The organism is Serratia sp. CMO1, from assembly GCF_015689115.1.
GTDB lineage: Bacteria > Pseudomonadota > Gammaproteobacteria > Enterobacterales > Enterobacteriaceae > Serratia > Serratia marcescens.
This window is the reverse complement of record NZ_CP065032.1, coordinates 2,092,489-2,115,203: the sequence shown is the minus strand read 5'-3', so window position 1 is coordinate 2,115,203 and position 22,715 is coordinate 2,092,489. Positions and strand designations below refer to the sequence as shown.

The 22,715-nt window shown below is 58.3% G+C and carries 25 protein-coding genes and 1 other annotated feature; of the genes, 3 read left to right on the top strand and 22 right to left on the bottom strand.

Annotated elements, in window-relative coordinates; all coding sequences use genetic code 11:
• Window positions 1-308: 308 nt before the first annotated feature.
• The 13 genes from IT763_RS10145 to IT763_RS10085 all read right to left on the bottom strand — a co-directional run bounded on the left by IT763_RS10145 (window position 309) and on the right by IT763_RS10085 (window position 12,772).
• Entirely contained in the window at window positions 309-1,322 is a 1,014-nt protein-coding gene (locus IT763_RS10145) for a lipoate--protein ligase A (protein WP_033640505.1), read from the bottom strand.
• A gap of 59 nt (window positions 1,323-1,381) precedes the next feature.
• Window positions 1,382-1,846 (bottom strand): NlpC/P60 family protein, encoded by a 465-nt coding sequence (locus tag IT763_RS10140; RefSeq protein ID WP_016927954.1) that lies wholly within the window; start codon window positions 1,844-1,846, stop codon window positions 1,382-1,384.
• 171 nt (window positions 1,847-2,017) lie between these two features.
• Window positions 2,018-2,410 carry a 4-amino-4-deoxy-L-arabinose-phosphoundecaprenol flippase subunit ArnF gene (arnF, locus tag IT763_RS10135; RefSeq protein WP_016927955.1) on the bottom strand — a complete coding sequence of 131 codons (393 nt, stop codon included), beginning with the start codon at window positions 2,408-2,410 and terminating at the stop codon, window positions 2,018-2,020.
• The gene (gene arnE / locus IT763_RS10130) at window positions 2,407-2,751 is read right to left on the bottom strand and encodes a 4-amino-4-deoxy-L-arabinose-phosphoundecaprenol flippase subunit ArnE (protein WP_206195385.1); all 345 of its coding nucleotides are present in this window, start codon (window positions 2,749-2,751) and stop codon (window positions 2,407-2,409) included. The genes arnF and arnE overlap by 4 nt, the downstream gene beginning before the upstream one ends.
• Window positions 2,748-4,412, bottom strand: a complete 1,665-nt coding sequence (arnT, locus tag IT763_RS10125; RefSeq protein ID WP_016927956.1) for a lipid IV(A) 4-amino-4-deoxy-L-arabinosyltransferase — start codon at window positions 4,410-4,412, stop codon at window positions 2,748-2,750. Before arnT ends, arnE begins: the two co-directional genes overlap by 4 nt.
• A complete protein-coding gene (gene arnD, locus IT763_RS10120; protein WP_016927957.1) occupies window positions 4,409-5,314 on the bottom strand; it encodes a 4-deoxy-4-formamido-L-arabinose-phosphoundecaprenol deformylase in 906 nt (301 codons plus the stop codon). Before arnD ends, arnT begins: the two co-directional genes overlap by 4 nt.
• The gene (gene arnA, locus IT763_RS10115; protein ID WP_206195452.1) at window positions 5,311-7,293 is read right to left on the bottom strand and encodes a bifunctional UDP-4-amino-4-deoxy-L-arabinose formyltransferase/UDP-glucuronic acid oxidase ArnA; all 1,983 of its coding nucleotides are present in this window, start codon (window positions 7,291-7,293) and stop codon (window positions 5,311-5,313) included. Before arnA ends, arnD begins: the two co-directional genes overlap by 4 nt.
• Window positions 7,293-8,273, bottom strand: a complete 981-nt coding sequence (gene arnC, locus IT763_RS10110; protein WP_015377702.1) for an undecaprenyl-phosphate 4-deoxy-4-formamido-L-arabinose transferase — start codon at window positions 8,271-8,273, stop codon at window positions 7,293-7,295. Before arnC ends, arnA begins: the two co-directional genes overlap by 1 nt.
• On the bottom strand, window positions 8,260-9,414 hold the full coding sequence (arnB, locus tag IT763_RS10105) for a UDP-4-amino-4-deoxy-L-arabinose aminotransferase (RefSeq protein ID WP_033640509.1): 1,155 nt from the start codon (window positions 9,412-9,414) through the stop codon (window positions 8,260-8,262). Before arnB ends, arnC begins: the two co-directional genes overlap by 14 nt.
• A 396-nt stretch (window positions 9,415-9,810) precedes the next feature.
• Window positions 9,811-10,566, bottom strand: coding sequence for a vitamin B12 ABC transporter ATP-binding protein BtuD (gene btuD, locus IT763_RS10100; protein ID WP_176063296.1), 756 nt, complete (start codon window positions 10,564-10,566; stop codon window positions 9,811-9,813).
• A gap of 5 nt (window positions 10,567-10,571) precedes the next feature.
• Entirely contained in the window at window positions 10,572-11,123 is a 552-nt protein-coding gene (locus IT763_RS10095; RefSeq protein WP_004931411.1) for a glutathione peroxidase, read from the bottom strand.
• A 45-nt stretch (window positions 11,124-11,168) separates the two neighbouring features.
• The gene (gene btuC / locus IT763_RS10090) at window positions 11,169-12,176 is read right to left on the bottom strand and encodes a vitamin B12 ABC transporter permease BtuC (RefSeq protein ID WP_016927961.1); all 1,008 of its coding nucleotides are present in this window, start codon (window positions 12,174-12,176) and stop codon (window positions 11,169-11,171) included.
• 179 nt (window positions 12,177-12,355) lie between these two features.
• The gene (locus IT763_RS10085; RefSeq protein WP_206195384.1) at window positions 12,356-12,772 is read right to left on the bottom strand and encodes a DUF2502 domain-containing protein; all 417 of its coding nucleotides are present in this window, start codon (window positions 12,770-12,772) and stop codon (window positions 12,356-12,358) included.
• Between the two features lie 232 nt (window positions 12,773-13,004).
• Here IT763_RS10085 and IT763_RS23445 point away from each other — a divergent pair, with 232 nt between their 5' ends.
• A complete protein-coding gene (locus tag IT763_RS23445) occupies window positions 13,005-13,136 on the top strand; it encodes a hypothetical protein (RefSeq protein ID WP_016927963.1) in 132 nt (43 codons plus the stop codon).
• Between the two features lie 187 nt (window positions 13,137-13,323).
• Here IT763_RS23445 and ihfA read toward each other — a convergent pair whose 3' ends face one another.
• The 9 genes from ihfA to IT763_RS10040 all read right to left on the bottom strand — a co-directional run bounded on the left by ihfA (window position 13,324) and on the right by IT763_RS10040 (window position 21,454).
• Window positions 13,324-13,620, bottom strand: a complete 297-nt coding sequence (gene ihfA / locus IT763_RS10080) for an integration host factor subunit alpha (protein WP_004931414.1) — start codon at window positions 13,618-13,620, stop codon at window positions 13,324-13,326.
• A 4-nt stretch (window positions 13,621-13,624) separates the two neighbouring features.
• Window positions 13,625-16,012 (bottom strand): phenylalanine--tRNA ligase subunit beta, encoded by a 2,388-nt coding sequence (gene pheT, locus IT763_RS10075; protein WP_206195383.1) that lies wholly within the window; start codon window positions 16,010-16,012, stop codon window positions 13,625-13,627.
• Between the two features lie 14 nt (window positions 16,013-16,026).
• The gene (gene pheS / locus IT763_RS10070; RefSeq protein ID WP_004931416.1) at window positions 16,027-17,010 is read right to left on the bottom strand and encodes a phenylalanine--tRNA ligase subunit alpha; all 984 of its coding nucleotides are present in this window, start codon (window positions 17,008-17,010) and stop codon (window positions 16,027-16,029) included.
• A gap of 186 nt (window positions 17,011-17,196) precedes the next feature.
• Window positions 17,197-17,319, bottom strand: a sequence feature (Phe leader region).
• On the bottom strand, window positions 17,271-17,315 hold the full coding sequence (pheM, locus tag IT763_RS10065) for a pheST operon leader peptide PheM (RefSeq protein ID WP_121626058.1): 45 nt from the start codon (window positions 17,313-17,315) through the stop codon (window positions 17,271-17,273). (Overlaps the previous feature by 45 nt.)
• A 113-nt stretch (window positions 17,320-17,432) precedes the next feature.
• Complete coding sequence (gene rplT, locus IT763_RS10060) at window positions 17,433-17,789, bottom strand: 50S ribosomal protein L20 (protein ID WP_004931417.1); 357 nt, start codon at window positions 17,787-17,789, stop codon at window positions 17,433-17,435.
• Between the two features lie 43 nt (window positions 17,790-17,832).
• Entirely contained in the window at window positions 17,833-18,030 is a 198-nt protein-coding gene (gene rpmI / locus IT763_RS10055; RefSeq protein WP_004931418.1) for a 50S ribosomal protein L35, read from the bottom strand.
• Between the two features lie 98 nt (window positions 18,031-18,128).
• A complete protein-coding gene (gene infC / locus IT763_RS10050) occupies window positions 18,129-18,680 on the bottom strand; it encodes a translation initiation factor IF-3 (protein WP_048233542.1) in 552 nt (183 codons plus the stop codon).
• Window positions 18,681-18,683: 3 nt separating this feature from the next.
• On the bottom strand, window positions 18,684-20,612 hold the full coding sequence (gene thrS, locus IT763_RS10045; protein ID WP_025159696.1) for a threonine--tRNA ligase: 1,929 nt from the start codon (window positions 20,610-20,612) through the stop codon (window positions 18,684-18,686).
• 218 nt (window positions 20,613-20,830) lie between these two features.
• Window positions 20,831-21,454: a hypothetical protein gene (locus IT763_RS10040; RefSeq protein ID WP_206195382.1), complete on the bottom strand. Its 624-nt coding sequence runs from the start codon at window positions 21,452-21,454 to the stop codon at window positions 20,831-20,833.
• Window positions 21,455-21,700: 246 nt separating this feature from the next.
• Here IT763_RS10040 and IT763_RS10035 point away from each other — a divergent pair, with 246 nt between their 5' ends.
• Window positions 21,701-21,898 carry a hypothetical protein gene (locus tag IT763_RS10035; protein ID WP_050072186.1) on the top strand — a complete coding sequence of 66 codons (198 nt, stop codon included), beginning with the start codon at window positions 21,701-21,703 and terminating at the stop codon, window positions 21,896-21,898.
• 107 nt (window positions 21,899-22,005) lie between these two features.
• Window positions 22,006-22,692, top strand: coding sequence for a MarC family NAAT transporter (locus IT763_RS10030; protein ID WP_016927970.1), 687 nt, complete (start codon window positions 22,006-22,008; stop codon window positions 22,690-22,692).
• Window positions 22,693-22,715: the final 23 nt, after the last annotated feature.

The following is a 22,715-nucleotide window of genomic DNA, read 5'->3' as shown; positions in this document are numbered from 1 at the left end:
AAATGGTATTTGACTTAAGTTGAATGGATTTATGGCTAAATTTGACTTATCTCCTTTGTTTTATTTAAGAAAAATCCTAAATAAAGTAAAATAATCTTTCCTCCTTAACGCCAATTTTTCCTGCCGTTAACGACGACTGATTAAATTTAATAACGCATCAATTCCGCCCGTTATTCGCGGCATTGAAAACGTAAAAAAATGCCCACCTTGATTTTCAGAAAATCTGCGCTACCGCCATGCAAAACGTCGATTTCAGCAATAAAAAAGGGATGAGCACGCTCATCCCTTCATCACCTGGCCTGCGCGCGCTAGCGGATCGTTTCGCTCAGCCATTGCCGCAGCTCGGCTAATTCGGCCGCCTGCTGAGGATAGTCCGCCATCAGTCGGTCACAGCAAGCGGCAACGGGCTCGCTTCGATACGCGCAGCCCACCAGCATTTCCGCCAACCGCTGCAGCGGGGCGGGATTCAGGCTATCGGTGAATACCTGCGCGCGAACGATCGCCCCCTTCTCCACATCGAAGAACAGGTCTACACCGCCCCAGACAAAGCGCTCGTTGAGTAAGTGGCTGAACGCCGGCGCCTTGCCAAAATTCCATTCCCAGCTGCTCTGTTTGGCGAACTGCGCGGCAAAATCGGGCAGTTCGGGGAATACATCCGGCGAAATGATCTCCGGCTCGGCCGTCTCGCCATAGTGGGCGAAGAAGGCCTGAACGATCGCCTCACACACCAGCTCATGGCTGATGCCCGGCAAAAACTCCGCCAGATTGGCGACGCGCGAACGCACCGAGGTGATGCCCTTGGCCTGCAGTTTTTTGGGATCCGGATTGAGGTAGTCCGCCAGCCGTTCCAGATCGGCATTCAGCAGCAGCGTGCCATGGTGGAAACCGCGATCCTGCGTTTCTCGATAGGCCGATCCGGATATTTTTCGCGGCCCGTCGGCGGTTTCCATCACCAGATCGTTGCGCCCCGACGCGCCGGCTGTGACGCCCAACTGCCGCAGCGCTTGCAGAATGATGTCGGTCGAGACACTCTTGTCGTAGCCCGGTTTGCCGGCCATAAAGGTGAAGCAGGTATTGCCCAGATCGTGAAATACCGCCCCGCCGCCGCTGCTGCGCCGCGCCAACCGAATGCCGTCCTGCTCCATACGCCGGGTATTGCACTCTTTCCAGGGGTTTTGCGACTGGCCAATCACCACCGTTTCGGCATTGCGCCACAGGAAGAGAATCTTTTGCGTGGTCATTTCGCGGAAGATGCACTCTTCCACCGCCAGGTTGAACCAGGGATCGTAGGAGTCGGAGATCAGTAAACGCAGGCTGTTCATGGCAGGCACCGTTCAAAACACGAGATGCCGCCATGATACACCAAATCAACGGGTTAAGGCTAAATGCGTCGCGCCTGCCAGTACACCCGCTTCCAGTAGACGTTATCGAGCGAGGAGCGGATCACCCCGCGGCTGGTCGACGCGTGGATAAATTGGTCGTTGGTATCGTAAATGCCGACGTGCAGGCCGTTCTCACCGCCGCCGGTTTTGAAAAACACCAGATCGCCCGGCATCAGCTCATCGCGTGAAACCTTGGTGCCCAGGGAGGTCTGTTCTTCGGTCGAACGCGGCAGTTGCATGTCGAAACGATCGCGGAACGTGCGGTAAACAAAGCCGGAACAATCTACGCCGCCGCGATCCAGACCACCGTAACGGTATGGCGTGCCGTACCACTGGCGCAACTGTTCGTTGAGCTGGGCCACCACCACGATAGAGTCCGCCAGGCGGCCGCTGGGTGGCGGCGCATGGCTGCTACACCCGGCGAGGATCAAACTGGCTAATAAAAACCACACACGCATCCGCATAATATCCCTTCATTGAACACGTCGCCGCATTATGCCATCCGGTACACCACCGCCTGCGAGGCAAAGCCGGCATCACGTAAGGAGAGCGCCATTTGGCGTTAATTTATCTCCCGCACGATGAAAAAGGCAAGCTCCATAAGGGAGATAATGGAGGGATCGCCGGTTTTGGCGCTATTCCGGCGATTTTGTCTCGGGTTTGCTGTTAATCAGCCAGACGCCGAACAGAATAAACAGCGTGCCCAACGTTTTCAGCAGCGTAGCGGACTCGTTAAACCACGGCAGGATCACCGCCGCCAGGTAAACCAGCGCATAGCTGACGCTCAGCAGAGGATAAGCGCGGTTTAACGGCAGATGGCGCAGCGCAAAGAACCAACACAGCATCGACAGCGCATAACCGAAGATGCCGCCGCCCACCGCCAGCAGCGGCAACCCGTTGTCGCCGATCAGCGCCAACGAGACGTCGGCGAACGACATCAGCGGGATCTGCACCATGCCCCACTTCATCAGCAACTGCGCCAGCGTCACCAGCAGTACGCTGGCGGCGCCCCAGGCATAGCCCTTCATGAATGCACGCTCATCAGCAGGATCCCCAGCATAATCGACGCCACGCCGCACCAGTGGCGAACGGTCGTCGGCTCATGAAACAGCCAGCGCGCCGCCAGCGTCACCATCACGAAGTTCAGACTGAGCATCGGGTAAGCCAGGCTGAGCGGCAGGCGTTGCAACACATTGAGCCACACCGCCATGCCCAGCCCCAACAGCAACACCGCCAGCGCCAACCAGCGCAGCGTCTGTTTCAGCCGCGCCTCGTCTGCCCGTTCCCAGCAGTGCGCCGCCTGTTTCTGGCACAGCTGCCCACAACAGGTGAGCAGGCTGACCACTATCACCAACAAAAAACCGATCATGGTTGCTGTTTATACCACATCAGCACCAGGCGGTTCATACGATCCACCTTGTCTGCGACCGGCAGCTCCTGCGGCAGCGCTTCATCACGGGACAGCTGCAACACCAGCGACACATTGCCCTGCTTGCGCGCCTGCGCCAGCCACTGCGGGAAGTCGGCATCGCTGATCAGGTGCCCCTTGGCGTCCGGGTACTCAAGACCATAGGCCACCTCGCCTTTCTGGCTGTACATCAGCACGTCGCTGCGCTTCAGTTCCCAGGCCAGACCGGCCGCCAATCCGACGCTGTCGCTCAACACATAGCGGCTGTCGCTCAGTTCGGCCATCGTGGCGCGGGCGAAGTTTTGCGGCAGTTTGGAATCGGTCACCTGTTGCGGAATGGCGTAACCGATCACCAGGCACAGCAGCACCGGGCAAGCCGCCGCCCAGCGCCATTGGCGGCCGTTATCGCGCGCAGAAACCAATGCGAACAGCAGCCAGCCGCCGAAGGCGATCAGGCCGAGCACCACTTTCGGCCACTCCTGGGGAGTAAACAGATGCGCTTTCGGCAGCAGACCGGAGCTCAACACCACCAGCGCCACGATGCCAATCAGCCCGAACAGGCCGTTCAACCAGGCATTGGCCTTGAACAGCTTGGCGCGCAGCGTGGCGGCATAGTCTTCCGCATAGGCGGTCATCAGCAGCGCCAGCGGCGCCATGCACGGCAGAATGTAGGTCGGCAGCTTGCCTTTGGCGATGCTGAAGAAGATCAGCGGCATCAGCGCCCAGCTCAGCAGGAAGAACAGCTCCGGACGCTGTACGCGCTCGCGCCAACCTTTGAGCAGCGCGCCGGGCAGCAGCGCCAGCCAAGGCAGCACCGCCGCCAGCAGAACCGGCAGGTAATACCAGAACGGCGCCTTGTGTTGAGCATTATCTTCGGCGAAACGCTGAATATGCTCGACCCAGAAGAAATAATTCCAGAAATCGGGTTCGCGTTGCGCGATAGCCAGCGCCCACGGCAGGCTGAGCAGCGTAGCGGTCACGATCGCCACCGGGCCATAGCACAGCAGATCCTTGATGCGGCGTTGCTGAATGACGATCGGGATCACCGCGATCACCGGCACCGCCAGCGCCAGGAAGCCCTTGGTCATAAAGCCCATGCCACAGGCCAGGCCCAGCAATGCGTAAGCGCCCAGCTTGCCCTTGACCGAGGAGGCCTGCAGCGTCAGGTAATAGCTGACCATCGCCGCCGCCAGCCACAGCGAAATCATCGGATCCAACACGCTGTAAGTGCCGATGCTGAACACCAGTACCATCGACAGGAACATCAACATCGCCAGGCTGGCACGGCGCGCATTGCGCCACATCAGCATCGCCAGCGCGAACACCAGCAATGCGGTCATGCCGGTGCTGAACACCGAGCCGAAGCGCACCGCAAAGTTGTTTTCGCCAAACAGCCACTGGCTGATGTTATTGAACCAGTAACCCGCTACCGGCTTCTCGAAATAACGCAGCCCCAGCAGATGCGGCACCACCCAATCGCCGCGTTGCAGCATTTCACGGCTGATCTCGGCATAACGCGTTTCATCCGGCTGCCACAGCAGGCGGCCGTTAAGCGGGATCAGGTAAACCAGAGCAAAAAAAACGGCCAGCAGAATGGCCCAGGATCCTTTTAGCGCCTTCATGTAACGTCCTTCACATCGGTTTGACAGCCCAGCCAACCTTCGCGGCCGGGGAAAGGAGCGCGCTTGATGCGGCCCAACGGCAGTGACGCCAAATCTTGCGGTAACAGCGCGCTCAGCGGACAGAATTCGATGCCCTGCCGCTGTGCGCGTTGCAATAACTGTTCGAACATCGCCGCTTGCGACATGCCTTCCACTTCGGTGTGAATGGTGTACACCGGCACGCCGCGATCGTTCTCGATGGCGCGCAGAATGTAGTCGTTGAAGTCGGCCATGCTGACTTCGCTGCCGATCACTTCGTCAAAGGTCGGCAACGTGACCGGGATCTGCACCGTACCGTGACGCCCATCGCTCAGCACCGGACGAAACGGATGGGTGCCGCGGCAATCGCTGTTGTAATGGAAGCCGAAGCGCTGCTTGACCTCCAGCACGCGCGTATCGGCGCGCCAGCCCGCCACGGCGGAGCATTTCACCGGCTGGCCGGTGCAGGCGCTCAGGGCGTCGACGCCCCGCTGCACCTGCTCGGTCAGCTGCGCCTCGCTCCATTTGCCGACCTTGGCCTGCCAGCCCTGGTGATCCCAGGCGTGCAGCCCGACTTCATGGCCGGCTTCGGCGGTGCGCTTCATCAGCGGCCCCAACGCGCGCGAAATATTGCGCCCCGGCCAGGCGGTGCCGGCCAGCAGAATATCCAGGCCGTACAGCGAGGCGGCGTTCGAACGCAGCATTTTCCACAGAAATTTCGGACGCAAAAGGCGCCAAAGATGGCGCCCCATGTTGTCCGGTCCCACGCTGAAGAAGAAGCTGGCCTGAATGTCGTACTTTTCGAACAGGTCCAGCAACTGCGGCACCCCTTCACGGGTGCCGCTGAAGGTATCTACATCAACCCGCAGACCGACTTTCTTCATGCACCGTTCCCTTCCTGAACGGTAGTGCGCAGGAAGTAGTCCAGCGTATCGGCGACGGTTTGCTTCATCTCGATGGTCGGCTGCCAGCCCAGCAGACGGTGAGCGTTTTTGATGCTCGGCGTGCGGTGCTCGACGTCCTGGTAACCTTTGCCGTAGTAGCTGCTGCTCTCTACGTCCTTGAAGCCGGCAAACGGCGGGAAGCGGTCGCGCAACGGGTGGTTGTTGAAGCTTTCCAGCAGCATTTCCGCCAGCTCGCGAATGCTCGCTTCGTTGGTCGGGTTGCCGATGTTGACAATCTGGCCGTCGCACAGGCCGTCGCGGTTCTCGATGATGCGGAACAGCGCTTCGATGCCGTCGTTGATGTCAGTGAAGCAACGTTTCTGCGCGCCGCCGTCCATCAGTTTGATCGGCGAACCTTCCACCAGGTTGAGGATCAGCTGAGTGATGGCGCGGGAAGAACCGATGCGCGCAGCGTCCAGGTTATCCAGACGCGGCCCCATCCAGTTGAACGGACGGAACAGCGTGAACTTCAGGCCTTCTTTGGCGCCGTAAGCCCAGATCACCCGATCCAGCAGCTGTTTGGAGACCGAATAGATCCAGCGCTGCTTGTTGATTGGCCCGACGATCAGACGCGAATGGTCTTCGTCGAACTCTTTGTCGTCGCACATGCCATACACTTCTGAGGTGGACGGGAAGATGATGCGCTTGTTGTATTTCACGCAGTCGCGAACGATCTTCAGGTTCTCTTCGAAGTCCAGCTCGAACACGCGCAGCGGGTTACGGGTGTATTCGATCGGCGTCGCGATCGCCACCAGCGGCAGCACCACGTCGCATTTCTTGATGTGATACTCGATCCACTCGGAGTGGATGCTGATGTCGCCTTCCACAAAGTGGAAACGCGGGTTGTCGAGGAAGCGGCTGATGGCGTCAGAACCGATATCCAGACCGTAGATGTCGTAGCGGTCGTCGCGCAGCAGGCGCTCGGTCAGGTGGTTGCCGATGAAGCCGTTAACCCCGAGGATCAGCACGCGGGTGCGGCGTTTCATTACGGCGTTCGGCTTGGCGGCCAAACGCACGTCGGTGACGATGCCCATTTCCTGCGCCAGGCGGCTGCCCTGCACGTACAGACCGCTGTCGTTCTGACCGGCGACGATCTCCAGCGCGCCTTCGCCACAGGCGATGACCGGCGGCGAGGTGCTCAGCACGGTGCCCGGCTGTTTATCGTGTTGGGTGTCCAGCACGCGAGAGCGCCAGACAATCAGTTTGCGCTGGCCGAGGTAGCTGAACGCGCCCGGGTACGGCTCCGTGACTGCGCGCACCAGGTTATTGATCTCTTTAGCGGATTTGTGCCACAGGATCTCGCCGTCCGCCGCGGTGCGACGGCCGAAGTAGCTGGCCTGAGACTCATCCTGCCGGGTGAAGGTGGCGGTGCCGTTCTTCAGTTTCGGCAGTTGCTCTTTCAACACGACCTGCGCGGCTTCCAGCACTTTTTTGTGCAGCGTCAGCGCGGTGTCGTTGTCTGCGATGGTCACTTTCTGCTGACCGACGATGTCGCCGGCGTCCGGGCGTTTCACCATTTTATGCAGCGTGGCGCCGGTTTCGGTTTCGCCATTCACCAGCGCCCAGTTCACCGGCGCGCGGCCGCGGTAACGCGGCAGCAGCGAGCCGTGCAGGTTGAAACCGCCCTGCGGCGCCAGCGACAAGATCTCGTCGCTCAGCATGTGACGGTAATAGAACGAGAAGATCACGTCCGGCTGCAGTGCGCGAATGCGGTCAACCCACAGCGGGTGATTTACGTCTTCCGGCGCATAGACCGGCAGATCCAATTCGGCGCCCAAACGGGCCACAGAGGAGAAGAAGTTGTTCTCACCAGGGTCGTCGGTGTGCGTGAACACGGCCTGCACGTCATAACCCGCCTCAGTCAGCGCTTTCAGACCTGCGCAGCCAATATCATGGTAAGCAAATACAATAGCTTTCATCATTCTTCTTCCTGAGTATTGTGGTCATGCTGTGCACCGACCACTTTCTGAACAAAATAGCGAGGACGCGCACGCACGTCGGTATAGATGCGGCCGATGTATTCACCCAACAGCCCCATGCCGACAAACTGGGCGCCGATAAAGGTGAACAGGACGGCGAAAAGGGTGAACACGCCGCCGGCGGCCCATTCAGGGCCGAGCAGCAGACGCAGTGCAATCAGCACCAGCGCCAGCACAAATCCGGACAGCGCCACAATGCTGCCGACCACGCTGAGCAAACGCAGCGGTGTGGTGGTCAGGCAGGTGATCAGGTCATACATCAGGTTGATCAGCTTCATCAGGCTGTACTTGGAGTCGCCAAACTCGCGTTCGGCGTGACGCACGTCGATCTCGGTCGTGCGGCGGGCGAAGGTGTTCGCCAGAATCGGGATAAAGGTGCTGCGCTCATGGCAGTGCAGCATCGCCTCAACGATATGACGACGGTAGGCGCGCAGCATGCAGCCGTAGTCCCCCATCGACTTGCCGGTGGCGCGTTGAATCATCATGTTGATCACGCGCGAGGCGCTTTTGCGGAACCAGGAGTCCTGACGGTTGGCGCGCACGGTGCCCACCACGTCATAGCCCTCTTCCGCCACGCTGACCAAACGAGGGATCTCCTCCGGCGGGTTCTGCAGATCGGCGTCCAGCGTAATCACCAGATCGCCGGTCACCTGGTTGAAACCGGCCATGATCGCCGAGTGCTGGCCGTAGTTGCGGTTCAGCAAAACGGCGATCACGTGGCTGTCCGGCTTTTCCGCCGCCGCGGTCAGCATGTCAGCGGAGTTGTCGCTGCTGCCATCGTCGACGAGGATGATTTCATAAGGTTGAGATAACTGCTTACAGGCGGCAGTAGTACGCTCCAGCAACGCCGGCAGGCTTTCCTGCTCGTTGTATACCGGGATGACTACCGACACTTTTTTAATCGGTTCAACGCGAGACACGTAAAGACTCCACAACAGAAGACAAGGCATTGACCACGCGATCCACGTCGGCGTCGGTCATGTCAGGGAATAGCGGTAAGGTGCACAGCCGCGCCGAGTTCCATTCGGTATTCGGCAAAGAAAGCTGTGGATAACGCTCACGGTAGAATTTCTGGGTGTGCGCGGCGCGGAAATGCAGCCCGGTGCCGACGCCAACCTCTTTCAGGCGCTCCATCAGCTGGTCGCGATCGATGCCGCAACGCGCCGGATCGACGCGGACCATGAACAGGTGCCAGGCGTGGTCATGCGGATAATCCGGCACGCCCAACGGTTGGAACGGCGAGCCTTCCAACGCGCTCAGGTAGCGCTGTGCCAGCGCCTTACGCCGTGCGTTCAGCTCAGCGAAGCGTGACAGCTGCACCACGGCGATCGCCGCGTGAATGTCGGACAGGTTGTACTTGTAACCCGGCTCCACCACTTCGGCCTGCGGTTTGCGGCCTAGCTGCTGGCGATCGAAGGCATCGACGGCCAGACCATGGAACTTCAGACAACGCAGGCGATCCGCCAGCGCATCGTCATCGGTGGCTATCAGGCCGCCTTCGGCGCAGGTCACGTTTTTAATCGCATGGAAAGAGAAAATCGCCGTGCCGCGCGCGCCGACCCATTCGCCGTTGTAGCGCGTGCCGACCGCATGGGCGGCGTCTTCGATCAGCGGTAAGCGGTGGCGTTCGGCCACGGCGCGCAGCGCATCCATCTGCAGGGGAGCACCGGCATAATGCACCGGAACAATCGCTTTGGTATTGGGGGTGATGGCAGCCTCGACATCGGCGGCGCTGACCATCAGCGTATCACGGTCAACGTCGATCATCACCGGCGTGGCGCCCAGCAACTCAATCATGTTGAGGGTGGAAACCCAGGTTTGCGAAGGGGTGATGACTTCGTCGCCGGGGCCGATGCCCAGCGCCATCAGCGTGATGTGCATGCCCGCCGTGGCGGAACTGACGGCGATGGCGTGCTTACAGCCGAAAGTGGAACAGAAGTCATTTTCCAGTTGCTGGTTTTGCGGCCCGGTGGTGATCCAGCCGGAACGCAGCACTTTCTCTACCGCGGCGATTTCTTCGTCGCCGATGGCCGGACGAGAGAAAGGCAAAAATTGATCCATAGTTAACCCCAAACGTATCGAACTGCTTTTGATGACACTGTAAATCCCTTTCGTTTAACGAATATTAAACGCCAGAGAAGAATCGTTTCCGTGGATTAACTGCCAATGTAAGGCCGCAAGCTTAACTAAACCTTAAGACGAGGATTGTCATCAGTAGGAGAACTGATGGATAGGTGCCGTCATCATTAATTTAAGTTTATTATGTAAATCAAGTAATTATATTTATTAATAATTATTTACTTATTTTATTTTTGCCGAATCAAGCGTAGCACGTCATTGGCGTTTTTCAAGAAAACTCACGAAAAAATGAGAGGCAGAACAATAATAGCCGATGATTACCCGGCTATTTATATTCACTATGTTTAGTTTTCGTTTACATTTATGCCGCGGGACGAATTAAGCCGTGCGGGTCATGATCCAACGCTGGTTCCCCACCCATTGCAGGTGGAAATCCACTTCATAGATCTGCGACAACAGTGCGGGTGCCATCACCTCACGGGTGATGCCCTGCGCGACCAACTGCCCAGCGTGCAACAACCAAACCCGATCGGCCTGCTGCAGGGTATGATTCAGATCGTGCGCGCATACCAGCGCGCTTCGCCCACTTTGGCAGAATTCGCGCAGCAGGCGATCCAGCGCGACCTTTTGCGCCACATCCAGGCTATTGGTCGGTTCATCCAGCATCAACAATCGGCTGTGCGGGTTGACGCTGGGCCATACCTGCAGCAATACCGCCGCCAGCCGCACCCGTTGCCATTCGCCACCGGAAAGCTGTGTCAGCATGCGTGACAGTTTATCCACCAGCTTCAACCGCTGGCACAGATAGAGGATGGTGTGCTCCACTTCGGTTTGCGCCGCGCCGGCAGGCCGGTGCAACGCCAAATACTGAAACACCGGCATCAGCGACACCGGCGGCTGTTGCTGGCTGAGATAACCGCGTCGGCGCGCCAGCTCGCTCCCCGGATAATCGGCTAACGCGCGTCCGTCCAGGCAGACTTCGCCCAGCCCCGGCAGCATGCCCGCCACCCGCGCCAGCAGGGTACTCTTCCCTGCGCCATTTGGGCCGATCAGGTGAACCTGCAACCCGCCGTCAATCTGTGCCGAAAAAGGCGCCAGGCGCCCCGCCACCCCAACCTCAACGAGTTGCAGCATCCGTATTATCCTGCCAGCGCTTGTTTCACCGCCGCCACCAGCGCCGGATCCTCAGGTGTGGTGTCAGGCGAGAAGCGCTGGATCACCGTGCCGTCGCGCGCGATAAGGAATTTCTCGAAGTTCCACAGAATGTCGCCGGGGTGCTTCGGCGCACGCCCCTTGCTGGTCATCCGCGCCAGGAACTCGCTGCCTTCCGGCGCGACAGCCTCCGGCTGTGCGGCAATCAACGCTTGATACAGCGGATGACGGTGTTCGCCGTTCACCTCAATCTTGGCAAACATGGGGAATTGCACGCCGAAGGTTCCGCGACAAAACGCCAGGATCTCTTCGTTGCTGCCCGGCTCCTGGCCCAGGAATTCATTGGACGGGAACCCCAAGACTTCCAGCCCTCGTTCGCGATAGGTTTCGTACAGCGCTTCCAGCCCTTCGTACTGCTTGGTCAGGCCGCACTCCGAGGCCACGTTGACCACCAGCAGCACCTTGCCCTGATAGGCACCCAGCGTGGTCGTCTGATTTTCGATGGTTTGTAACGGCAGGTTGTCGATTGGCTTGCTCATCGGTTGTCATCCTTTGGTTTTTTAATGGCAGGTGAATGAAGAAAACTACCTTACGCCTTTTGTCCGGGTCAGTAACCAGATAAATAGCGGCGCCCCCAGCGTGGCGGTCACCACGCCGATCGGCAGCTCGGCCGCCAGCAGCGCAACGCGAGCGATCACATCGGCCACCAGCAACACCCCGGCCCCCGCCAGCGCGCAGGCCGGCAGCAGATAACGCTGGTCTGTCAGGCCAGTGAGCCGCAAAATATGCGGGATCACCAGCCCAACGAAGCCGATCACCCCGGCGAGCGCCACGCTGACGCCAACCAGCCAGCCGATCGCCAGCACCAGCAGGTTACGCCACAAATGCAGCGACAGCCCGAGCTGGCGCGCCTGCACCTCGCCCAGCGCCATCAGATTGAGCGCTCGGCCCTGGCCACACAGCCACAGCAACACCGGCAGCAGCGCCAGCACCAGCCACTTTTGGCGCCAGTCGACGCCGCCGAAACCGCCCATCATCCAGTACATCAGCTGCCGCAGATCGAGGCTGGTGCTGAAATAGACCGCCCAGGTCATCAGCGCGCTGCACACGATGCCCAGCGCCACGCCGACCAGCAATAGCCTTGCATTGGTCAGACGTCGCCGGCGAGCGAAACCCAGCAGCAAGAAGGTCATCGCCAGCGCACCGGCTATCGCGGCGGCGCTCATCAGCGCCACCGGCAACAAACCGTGCCCCAACAACACCGTCAGCACCAACGCTACGCCGGCGCCGTTAGCGACGCCCAGCAGACCGGGCTCTGCCAGAGGATTTTCAAACAGCGCCTGCATCACCGCGCCCGCCACCGCCAGGGCGGCGCCGACCAGCATCACCGCCAGCGCGCGCGGCAAACGCAGTTGCCAAACGAACAGTTGCGCTCGATCGCTGAACCACGCTGACGGCCATATCCATTGGTCGCCGGCGCAAAGGCTGACCAGCAACGCCACCGCCACGCCCAGCGCCAACAGACCGAGCTGGCGTTTATCGCGGTAGCGTTGATGTTGCAACAGTAAGGTGAAGGTACGGCTGGTTGGCATGGCGCGGCGGTTCCCTGCCGGCCGCTGTCGTGGCCGGATAATTGACGTTTGAGTCGAATATTAGGGGGTTAACGCCGCAAGGGGAAGTCTTGCGTGGATCGTGGCTCAGGAAAGCAGCGGCTGGCCTTGCCCGTCATCGCAGCAATGATGGCAAAACCAGCCGCCGATAAACTCAGGGATTAACGATGCGGGCCGGCGTTGCCCGGCGGATAAGGTTGGCCGCGGCCGTCATCGCGGCGGTCATGGTCACCGCGATCGTCATGACGGCGGTCGTGGTCGCGACTATCGCGATCGCCGTGGAATGGATTGCCGCTGCGTTCCGGTTCACGATGCGCATAGCCACGCGGCGGCGAAGGTTGCCAGCGTCCGCCGTCCCAGTACATACCGCGCGCATTGCGCTCACCCAGGCCGCGGCCCTGGTGCGCATGCCACCACTGCGGGGGACGCCAGTCGTAGCCATCCCAGTAATAGCCATGGCGGTCCTGATCCCCCAAATGCAGGGAAACGCCCGGCACGTTGATATCGACGGAGACATCGGCCTGTGCCGCCAGCGGCAGCAACAGCGGGAAACACACCAGCAACAGGATCTTTTTCATTTTGCCTTCTCACTCTATTTTTCTTGCTGCAGTGGTTATATCAGTGCGCTTATTTAGCGACTATCTCACCGGCGCCTATTTTCAGATCGTTTTCGACGGCCTTACACAATCCCGACACTGTTTGCCGCCGCCTTTAATTATTATTGCCTCTGCCAAGGCTTAACGAATAACTGACATCGCTTAAGCGGCACGACAATGATAATTAAACGGATCCCCACCGGAGGATAATAAGATGATTAAACGTATCGGTATGCTGCTGGCCGTGGTCGCCCTCGCCTCAACCCTTAGCGCCTGCTGCTGGGGCCCGCACGGGGGCGGCGGCCATCGCGGCGACGGCCCTGGCCATTATTACGGCCGTTATTGAAGCGGGAAATAAAAGCCACGCATTATACGAAATAAGATATGAGAATATTCTGCAATTAAGGGAGATGATTTTCGCCGTGCCAACTTAACGGCTCAATGACGTCTTGTCTTATCGATTAGGAATAAACTGAATTTTGTCTCAGAAAAGAAAAAGGCCGCGCAAGCGGCCTTTTTTGATGTCACGTCACTCACCCTTTCGGGCTGGCGTTTTCTACCCGGCTTTTCAGCTTCTGCCCCGGACGGAAGGTCACCACGCGGCGCGCCGTAATCGGAATGTCTTCGCCGGTCTTCGGGTTACGCCCCGGACGTTGGTTCTTGTCACGCAGATCAAAGTTGCCAAAACCCGACAGTTTTACCTGTTCGCCATTCTCAAGGGCCCGACGGACCTCTTCAAAGAACAGTTCCACCAGGTCTTTGGCGTCCCGTTTGCTAAGCCCAAGCTTCTCAAACAGGTGTTCTGACATTTCAGCTTTAGTAAGCGCCATAGGTTCAATCCCTCAAGGATGCTTGGAATCGCTGTTTTAGAGCCTCTACGCATTTTGCAACGGTAGCGGCTATCTCCTCTTCTTCCAGTGTACGAGCGGTATCCTGCAATACCAGACTGATAGCCAGGCTCTTGTCACCTTCTGCCACGCCCTTGCCACGGTACACGTCAAACAAGTTTACGCCAACTACCTGATTTGCGCCAACTTTCTTACACTCGGCCAAAATATCTTCTGCGGGGACGTTTTCAGCCACCACAATGGCGATATCACGGCGGTTTGCCGGGAAGCGCGAAATCTCCCGCGCCTGAGGCACGGCGCGGCTCGCAAGCTTGTTCCACTCCAGTTCAAACACCACGGTGCGGCCGTTAAGATCCAGTTTACGTTCAAGTTCCGGGTGAACCACACCGATGAAACCAACGCGTTCGCCATGCAAATAAATCGCCGCACTTTGCCCTGGATGCAGGGCCGGATTGGCTTCCGCCCGGAACTGAATTTCGGATAATTTACCGGTCAGCTCGAGGACAGACTCCAGATCCCCTTTTAAATCATAGAAGTCGACGGGCTTGCGCGCCAGATCCCAATGTTCATCGTGTGTATGGCCGGCGATCACGCCCGCCAGCATGACATCCTGACGGATACCCAGATCTGCCGCACTATCAGGCACAAAGCGCAGACCGCTTTCGAACAGACGCAGACGCGTCTGCTGGCGGTTCTGGTTATACACCACCGCAGACAGCAGGCCGGTCCACAGCGACAGACGCATCGCCGACATTTCTACCGAAATCGGGCTTGGCAGGATCAGCGCTTCTTCATTCGGGTGCAACAACGCCTGCACCTTCGGATCGACGAAGCTGTAGGTGATCGCTTCCTGATAACCGTGATCGACCAGCATGGTCTTCACGCGCTTCAGCGTCAGATCGGCTTCGCGATGCTGGGTCATCACCAGATCTGCGCGGACCGGCACATCCGGGATGTTGTCGTAGCCGTAAACGCGCGCCACTTCTTCCACCAGATCCTCTTCGATCTCCATATCGAAACGCCAGCTCGGCGCGACCGCTTGCCAGCTGTCGCCCTGCTCGGTCACCTGGCAACCCAGGCGGCGCAGAATGTCGCTGACCTGCTCGCTCGGCACCACGTGGCCGATCAGGCGATCCAGTTTCTCGCGGCGCAGCGTGATGGTGGCGCGCTTCGGCAGTTCGTTCTCGTGGGTCACGTCGATAATCGGGCCGGCCTGGCCGCCGCAGATGTCGAGCAGCAGGCGCGTGGCGCGCTCCATCGCTTTGTACGGCAGCGCCGGATCGACGCCGCGCTCATAGCGGTGAGAAGCGTCGGTGTGCAGGCCGTGACGGCGCGCGCGGCCGGTGATCGACAGCGGGCTGAAGAAGGCGCACTCAAGCAGCACGTCCTGAGTTTCCCCGTTGACGCCGGAATGCTCGCCGCCGAAGATGCCGCCCATCGCCAACGCTTTTTGATGATCGGCGATCACTAAGGTATCGGCGTTCAGTTTGGCTTCGTTACCGTCCAGCAGCGTCAAGGTTTCCCCTTCTTCCGCCATGCGCACCACTATGCCGCCGTCGATGCGGCTCAGATCGAAGGCGTGCATCGGCTGGCCAAGTTCCAACAGCACATAGTTGGTGACGTCGACGACGGCATCGATAGAACGGATACCGCAACGACGCAGTTTTTCACGCATCCACAGCGGGCTTGGCGCCTTGACGTCGATGCCTTTCACCACGCGGCCCAGATAACGCGGGCACGCCTGCGGCGCGTCAACGCGGATCGGCAGCGTGGCGTCGATAGTGGCAGCCACCGGGCTCATATCCGGCTCGGTCAGCGCCACCTGGTTCAGTACGCCCACGTCGCGCGCAACGCCGATGATGCCCAGGCAGTCGGCGCGGTTCGGGGTAACGCTGATCTCGATGGTGTTGTCGTTCAGTTTCAGGTAGTCACGGATGTCGGTGCCGATCGGCGCATCCAGCGGCAGCTCGATGATGCCGTCATGATCGTCGGAAATGCCCAGCTCGGAGAATGAGCACAGCATGCCTTCCGAAGGCTCGCCGCGCAGCTTGGCGGCCTTGATTTTGAAATCGCCCGGCAGCACCGCGCCCACGGTGGCGACCGCCACTTTCAGGCCGGTACGGCAGTTCGGCGCGCCGCAGACGATGTCGAGCAAGCGATCGCCGCCGACGTTGACCTTGGTGACGCGCAGTTTGTCGGCGTTCGGGTGCTGACCGCACTCGACCACTTCACCCACCACAACGCCGTTAAACGCGCCGGCGACAGGATCCACGCCGTCCACTTCCAGGCCGGCCATGGTGATTTGATCGGATAATGCTTCGCTGCTGATGGCCGGGTTTACCCACTCGCGCAACCAGAGTTCACTGAATTTCATGTGATATTCCCGCCTTACTTAAACTGTTTGAGGAAACGCAGATCGTTTTCGAAGAATGCGCGCAGATCGGTGACGCCGTAACGCAGCATCGTCAGGCGCTCCATGCCCATGCCGAAGGCGAAGCCGGAGTAGACTTCCGGATCGATGCCCACGTTGCGCAGCACGTTTGGATGCACCATGCCGCAGCCCAGCACTTCCAGCCACTTGCCGTTCTTGCCCATCACGTCCACTTCAGCGGACGGCTCGGTGAACGGGAAGTAGGACGGACGGAAACGAACCTGCAGGTCTTCTTCAAAGAAGTTGTTCAGGAAATCGTGCAGCGTGCCCTTCAGGTTGGTGAAGCTGATGTCTTTATCGACGATCAGCCCTTCCATCTGGTGGAACATCGGGGTGTGAGTCTGATCGTAGTCGTTACGGTAAACGCGGCCCGGCGCAATGATGCGGATCGGCGGCTGTTGGTTCTTCATGGTGCGGATCTGCACGCCGGAAGTCTGGGTGCGCAGCAGGCGCGTGGCGTCAAACCAGAAGGTATCGTGGTCGGCGCGCGCCGGGTGATGCCCTGGAATGTTCAGCGCGTCGAAGTTATGGTAATCGTCTTCAATCTCCGGGCCGGTGGCAACGGAAAAGCCCAACTCGCCGAAGAAGGTTTCGATACGGTCGATGGTGCGGGTCACCGGATGCAAACCGCCGTTCTCCATGCGACGGCCTGGCAGGGAGACGTCGATGGTTTCAGCCGCCAGGCGCGCGTTCAGCGCGGCGCTTTCCAGCGCGTTCTTACGCGCGTTCAGGGCGTCCTGCACTTCTTGCTTGGCCTGGTTGATCACCGCGCCGGCCGCCGGACGGTCTTCCGCCGGTACGTCACGCAGAGACTGCATCTGCAAGGTGAAATGACCTTTCTTGCCAAAATATTCGACGCGCACCAAATCTAACGCGGCAACATCCTGGGCATCTTCTACGGCTGCCTTGGCATTGGCAACCAGCTCTGCGAGATGTGGCATTGCTTTCCTCTTCCTCTGGCCGGGATGGCCCTAAGTAATTGTTATCTATTATTCGAACACGCCTTTGAGCAATCTTCAAAGACTTTTCAATGCGTTGTCGACCAGGCGACTCACCTGCGCGGCACAGGGCCGGCTAAGTGTCTGCCCCCTCGCCGCAGCAGTGTGCAAGGCGAGGCGATGGCCAAAAACAAAAAAGCCTCCACGAGGGAGGCTTAGGCGCTACTTTTCGTTTCTTTTCTTACGCGCGAAGCCTCCTGAAATCAGGCGCTAAAGTAAAAAAAGAAACGAAAAATAGCTGCGTGCATGATTGCGGTACCTTGTCGATGATTGTCCACCAGTGATATAGCGGCGGGCAATAAAAGTCAATATTTGTCGCTGAAAACAAAGATTAAAAGAGGGAGCAAGCTCCCTCTTCAACTGACTTACGCCAGAGCTGCTTTCGCTTTCTCAACCAGTGCGCCGAAGGCCACTTTGTCGAAGACTGCGATGTCAGCCAGGATCTTACGGTCAATTTCGATCGACGCTTTTTTCAGGCCGTTGATGAACTTGCTGTAAGACAGACCGTTCTGACGAGCAGCTGCGTTGATACGTGCAATCCACAGCTGACGGAACTGACGCTTACGTTGACGACGGTCACGGTAAGCGTACTGACCTGCTTTGATTACTGCCTGGAAGGCAACACGATATACGCGCGAACGGGCACCGTAGTAACCTTTCGCCTGCTTCATGATTTTCTTGTGACGTGCGCGTGCAATTACACCACGTTTTACGCGAGCCATATGCTCTCTCCTAAAGTCTTATTCTAAATTCAAAAAAAATGGCTTATGCGTACGGCAGGCACGCGGTAACCAGGACCAGATCGTTTTTAGACACCATGCCTTTCGGACGCAGGTGACGTTTACGCTTGGTTGCTTTTTTGGTCAGAATATGACGCAGGTTGGCATGTTTACGCTTAAAACCACCGCTGCCGGTTTTTTTGAAGCGCTTGGCTGCACCACGTACAGTTTTAATCTTTGGCATTTTAATTAAATCCACTTCGCATTGTTAAACAACGAATCAGTTGGGCGAATAAAACCCACACAGCGCAAGCGCCGCGCGGGTTCCATTACTTGTAAGCCTTACTGTTTCTTCTTAGGAGCGAGCACCATAATCATCTGGCGGCCTTCGATCTTCGTAGGGAAGGATTCGACCACTGCCAGATCCATATCTTCACACAGGTCTTTACGGACGCGGTTAAGCACTTCCATACCGATCTGCTGGTGCGCCATCTCACGCCCGCGGAAACGCAGGGTGATTTTGGCTTTATCGCCATCTTCCAGAAAGCGAATCAGGTTGCGTAGTTTGACCTGATAGTCGCCATCATCGGTGCCAGGACGGAATTTGATTTCCTTGACCTGAATAACTTTTTGCTTCTTCTTCTGTTCTTTCGTCGACTTGCTCTTCTCGTAGAGGAATTTGCCGTAATCCATGATTCGGCAAACTGGCGGTTCGGCATTTGGGCTGATTTCTACTAAATCAACGCCCGCTTCCTCAGCTTTTTCAAGAGCTTCATTCAGACTGACAATACCAATCTGCTCGCCATCGACGCCGGTTAGGCGAACTTCTTGCGCGCGAATTTCTCTGTTAATGCGATTAGGACGCGCCGGTTGAACTCGTTTTCCGCCTTTAATACTTTATTCCTCCAGTTGATGAAGACTACGGCTGCGAATCTCTTTCAGCAGCTTGTCTACGACTTCGTTTACGTCCAGGCTTCCCAGGTCTTTGCCACGGCGGGTACGAACGGCAACTTTGCCTGCTTCGACCTCTTTGTCGCCGCACACCAACATGTAAGGGACTCGACGTAAAGTATGTTCGCGAATTTTAAAGCCAATCTTCTCATTTCTCAAGTCCGCTTTCACGCGAATGCCTGCATCCTGCAGTTTTTTGGTCAATTGCTGGACATAATCAGACTGGCTGTCGGTGATATTCATCACCACCACCTGCACCGGAGCGATCCAGGTCGGGTAGAACCCGGCGTATTCTTCGGTCAGGATACCGATGAAGCGTTCCATGGAGCCCAAAATGGCGCGGTGAATCATTACCGGCACGACGCGATCGTTGTTTTCGCCAACGTACGATGCGCCCAAACGGCCCGGCAAGAAGAAATCGAGCTGCACGGTACCACATTGCCATGCGCGATCCAAACAATCATGCAGGGTAAATTCAATTTTCGGTCCGTAGAAAGCGCCCTCGCCCGGCTGGTATTCGAACGGAATGCCGTTCTCGGTCAGCGCGGCGGCCAGGTCTTCTTCCGCCCGGGTCCACATGTCGTCGGTGCCGATGCGTTTTTCCGGGCGAGTCGACAGCTTGACGGCGATCTTGTCGAAACCGAAAGTGCCGTACACGTCATACACCATGCGGATGCATTCGTTCACTTCGGCGCGCACCTGCTCTTCGGTACAGAAGATGTGGGCGTCATCCTGTGTGAAGCCGCGCACGCGCATCAGGCCGTGCAGGGAACCCGACGGCTCGTTGCGGTGGCAGCTGCCGAATTCGCCCATGCGCAGCGGCAAATCGCGGTACGACTTCAGGCCCTGGTTGAAGATCTGCACGTGGCCCGGGCAGTTCATCGGCTTGATGCAGTATTCGCGGTTTTCCGACGCGGTGGTGAACATGGCGTCTTTGTAGTTTTCCCAGTGGCCGGTTTTTTCCCACAGCACACGGTCCATCATGAACGGACCTTTCACTTCCTGGTACTGGTACTCTTTGAGCTTCATGCGCACGAAGGCTTCCAGCTCGCGGAAGATAGTCCAACCGTCGTTGTGCCAGAACACCATGCCCGGCGCTTCTTCCTGCATGTGATACAGGTCGAGCTGTTTGCCGATCTTGCGGTGATCGCGCTTGGCCGCTTCTTCCAGACGTTGCAGGTAGGCGTTCAGCTGCTTCTTGTCTGCCCAGGCGGTACCGTAGATACGCTGCAGCATTTTGTTTTTGCTGTCGCCGCGCCAGTAAGCGCCGGAGGTTTTCTGCAGCTTGAAATGGTGGCAGAAACGCATGTTCGGCACGTGCGGACCGCGGCACATGTCGACGTATTCTTCGTGGTGATACAGGCCAGGACGATCGTCATGGCTGATGTTCTCATCCAGGATCGCCACTTTGTAGATTTCGCCGCGCTCGGCGAAGGTGTCGCGGGCTTCTTGCCAGCTGACCTTCTTCTTGATGACGTCGTAATCCTTATCGGCCAACTCATGCATCCGCTTTTCCAGCAGATCCAGGTCTTCCTGCGTCAGGGTGCGGTCGATATCCACGTCATAATAGAAACCGTTGTCGATCACCGGACCGATCGCCATTTTGGTATCCGGCCACAGCTGCTTGATCGCATGACCCAGCAGGTGCGCGCAGGAGTGGCGCATGATTTCCAGACCGTCTTCGTCTTTGATGGTGATGATGGCCAGCTGCGCATCCGATTCGATCAGATCGCCGGCATCAACCAGTTCGCCGTTGACGCGGCCGGCGATACAGGCTTTCGCCAGGCCAGGGCCGATATCGCGCGCGACATCCATCGGGGAAACGGGGTGGTCGAAATGACGCTGACTACCGTCAGGAAGAGTAATAACAGGCATTAATAATTCCTTATCTACAGTGGTGACCCACACGACAGATCACATGCAGTACGAAAATTGGGTTTTGGGTTTGGTCAGCCAGGTTTCAGATCTCGCCCACAATTGCCAGATTGAAACCTCACTGGGTATACAGAATGGAACGCATACCTTCTCAGCCGCATTCGGCTAAGCGAATAGTATCACTAAAATTGTTCCGGATAAATAAAGCGCCGCCGCCCTCACACTTTCGCTTCATCCGGCGCAAAAACGCCTCTCATGTAGCTGAAAGTGGCCAACAGGCACAGGCCATAGCCCAGCAGTTCGCAGCCCTCTTCCACCATGTTTTTCACCACCCGGTTGTAGCCGTCCAGCATCAGCGTTTGCCACAGCGCGCTCATGCCGAACAGGCGTGAGAACACCAGAATGCACAGCAGGCCGGCGCACATCATGCCGTAACCGGGATGCGTCGCGAAATAGGCCAGGCCGCGCACCGTAGCCGCAATATGCCGTGCCGCATGCCACAGGCAGGCCAAGGCGACCGCCAGCGCGAACCACACCCAGGCGCCGTGCCACAACGCATCGAAAGCGAAGTCCATCTCGCGGATCAGCATGCAGAGAAAGAAACCGCCGACCAGCATCCAGGCGGAGCGGCGTTCCACCTGCCGCCGGGCCGCGGCGAAAAAACCGCCGGAGATGGCGAGCAGCAACAGTTCCTGCGCCGCTTCGGTCAGCGAGGTTTCATGCACGAAGTTATGCAACCAGTGCACATCGATAAACACCAGGCCGACCAATGCCGCCATGAAGGCGGCGGAAAGCGCGAATGCGCTGATTTTCCCCAGTAAAAGTTTCAGTTCGTCTTGCATAATCAATCTCGTTATCGTTTTAAAGCGCGCCTATGGTAGGCAGCTGAGCCTGTGGGGTGTAGCAATTGGTGCGCAACGTCGGCCTTTACCGGTCAACTGCGGCGAAAAAGGCCATAAAACACAAAAACTGCGCATTTTTTCTGAGCGCAGGCCATTTTGTCGCCGTTGTCGGTGATGCCGCCGCCTCGCGTGGCGCGTTCTGCCGCCAGCCGCTATCCTGAAAGCTGTCCGTTCCAATCGAGACTTATGCAGAACATGAACCGGTTACTTGCGGTCCTCGTCGTGGCATGCGCGGTATTGGCGATGCTGCATGGGCTGATGCATTTTGGCGTGCGTTCGGCGCCGCGGGCGATTGCGGTCAACGAAGCGCCGTTGGGATGTGAGGATGAACCTGAGCTCGCCGGCGAGTGCAACGGCAATGATGAAACGCCGGCCGACGGTTAATTAACGTTACGAGCTATCCCCATTGCCGCCAGGCACGCGGCAGGCTAGGCTGTTTAGCTCATGGGCCGCCGCTTGGCGGCCTGAACGTTGCACAGGGAGTCTACTTTATGACGGGTATTTTGCAGTTATTCCAGGCCATCGGACTGGGTTTGGTGCTGCTGTTGCCGCTGGCCAACCCGCTGACCACGGTGGCGTTGCTGCTCGGCTTGTCCGGCAATATGACGCGCGAAGAGCGCAATCAGCAGTCGCTGATGGCCTCAGTTTATGTGTTCTGCATCATGACGGTGGCGTTTTACGCCGGGCAGGTGGTGATGAACACCTTCGGCATTTCGATCCCCGGCCTGCGCATCGCCGGCGGCCTGATCGTCGCCTTCATCGGTTTTCGCATGCTGTTCCCGCAGCAGAGCCCCGAAGACGCGCCGGAGGTGGAGAGCAAGTCGCACGAGCTGCGCCACAAGACATCGGCCAACATCGCCTTCGTGCCGTTGGCCATGCCGAGCACCGCCGGGCCGGGCACCATCGCGATGATCATCAGCTCGGCGTCGAGCGTCAAAGCGAACTCGCTGGGTTTTGAACCCTGGGTGTTGGCCGTGGCGCCGGTCGCCATCTTCCTGACGGTCGCGGTGATCCTGTGGGCCTGCCTGCTCAGTTCCGGCGCCATCATGCGGTTGGTGGGGAAAAGCGGCATCGAGGCGATCTCGCGCCTGATGGGGTTCCTGCTGGTGTGCATGGGCGTACAGTTCATTATCAACGGCGTGCTGGAGATCATCTCCACCTATACGCCGGCCGCCTGATCATACAAAACGGGCGCGATCGT

Bases quoted from the DNA above. Each gene is read 5' to 3' on its own strand.
- IT763_RS10145 (WP_033640505.1), bottom strand. From the start codon at position 1,322: ATGAACAGCCTGCGTTTACTGATCTCCGACTCCTACGATCCCTGGTTC.
- IT763_RS10140 (WP_016927954.1), bottom strand. From the start codon at position 1,846: ATGCGGATGCGTGTGTGGTTTTTATTAGCCAGTTTGATCCTCGCCGGG.
- arnF (WP_016927955.1), bottom strand. From the start codon at position 2,410: ATGAAGGGCTATGCCTGGGGCGCCGCCAGCGTACTGCTGGTGACGCTG.
- arnE (WP_206195385.1), bottom strand. From the start codon at position 2,751: ATGATCGGTTTTTTGTTGGTGATAGTGGTCAGCCTGCTCACCTGTTGT.
- arnT (WP_016927956.1), bottom strand. From the start codon at position 4,412: ATGAAGGCGCTAAAAGGATCCTGGGCCATTCTGCTGGCCGTTTTTTTT.
- arnD (WP_016927957.1), bottom strand. From the start codon at position 5,314: ATGAAGAAAGTCGGTCTGCGGGTTGATGTAGATACCTTCAGCGGCACC.
- arnA (WP_206195452.1), bottom strand. From the start codon at position 7,293: ATGAAAGCTATTGTATTTGCTTACCATGATATTGGCTGCGCAGGTCTG.
- arnB (WP_033640509.1), bottom strand. From the start codon at position 9,414: ATGGATCAATTTTTGCCTTTCTCTCGTCCGGCCATCGGCGACGAAGAA.
- btuD (WP_176063296.1), bottom strand. From the start codon at position 10,566: ATGCTGCAACTCGTTGAGGTTGGGGTGGCGGGGCGCCTGGCGCCTTTT.
- IT763_RS10095 (WP_004931411.1), bottom strand. From the start codon at position 11,123: ATGAGCAAGCCAATCGACAACCTGCCGTTACAAACCATCGAAAATCAG.
- btuC (WP_016927961.1), bottom strand. From the start codon at position 12,176: ATGCCAACCAGCCGTACCTTCACCTTACTGTTGCAACATCAACGCTAC.
- IT763_RS10085 (WP_206195384.1), bottom strand. From the start codon at position 12,772: ATGAAAAAGATCCTGTTGCTGGTGTGTTTCCCGCTGTTGCTGCCGCTG.
- IT763_RS23445 (WP_016927963.1), top strand. From the start codon at position 13,005: ATGATTAAACGTATCGGTATGCTGCTGGCCGTGGTCGCCCTCGCCTCA.
- ihfA (WP_004931414.1), bottom strand. From the start codon at position 13,620: ATGGCGCTTACTAAAGCTGAAATGTCAGAACACCTGTTTGAGAAGCTT.
- pheT (WP_206195383.1), bottom strand. From the start codon at position 16,012: ATGAAATTCAGTGAACTCTGGTTGCGCGAGTGGGTAAACCCGGCCATC.
- pheS (WP_004931416.1), bottom strand. From the start codon at position 17,010: ATGCCACATCTCGCAGAGCTGGTTGCCAATGCCAAGGCAGCCGTAGAA.
- rplT (WP_004931417.1), bottom strand. From the start codon at position 17,789: ATGGCTCGCGTAAAACGTGGTGTAATTGCACGCGCACGTCACAAGAAA.
- rpmI (WP_004931418.1), bottom strand. From the start codon at position 18,030: ATGCCAAAGATTAAAACTGTACGTGGTGCAGCCAAGCGCTTCAAAAAA.
- thrS (WP_025159696.1), bottom strand. From the start codon at position 20,612: ATGCCTGTTATTACTCTTCCTGACGGTAGTCAGCGTCATTTCGACCAC.
- IT763_RS10040 (WP_206195382.1), bottom strand. From the start codon at position 21,454: ATGCAAGACGAACTGAAACTTTTACTGGGGAAAATCAGCGCATTCGCG.
- IT763_RS10035 (WP_050072186.1), top strand. From the start codon at position 21,701: ATGCAGAACATGAACCGGTTACTTGCGGTCCTCGTCGTGGCATGCGCG.
- IT763_RS10030 (WP_016927970.1), top strand. From the start codon at position 22,006: ATGACGGGTATTTTGCAGTTATTCCAGGCCATCGGACTGGGTTTGGTG.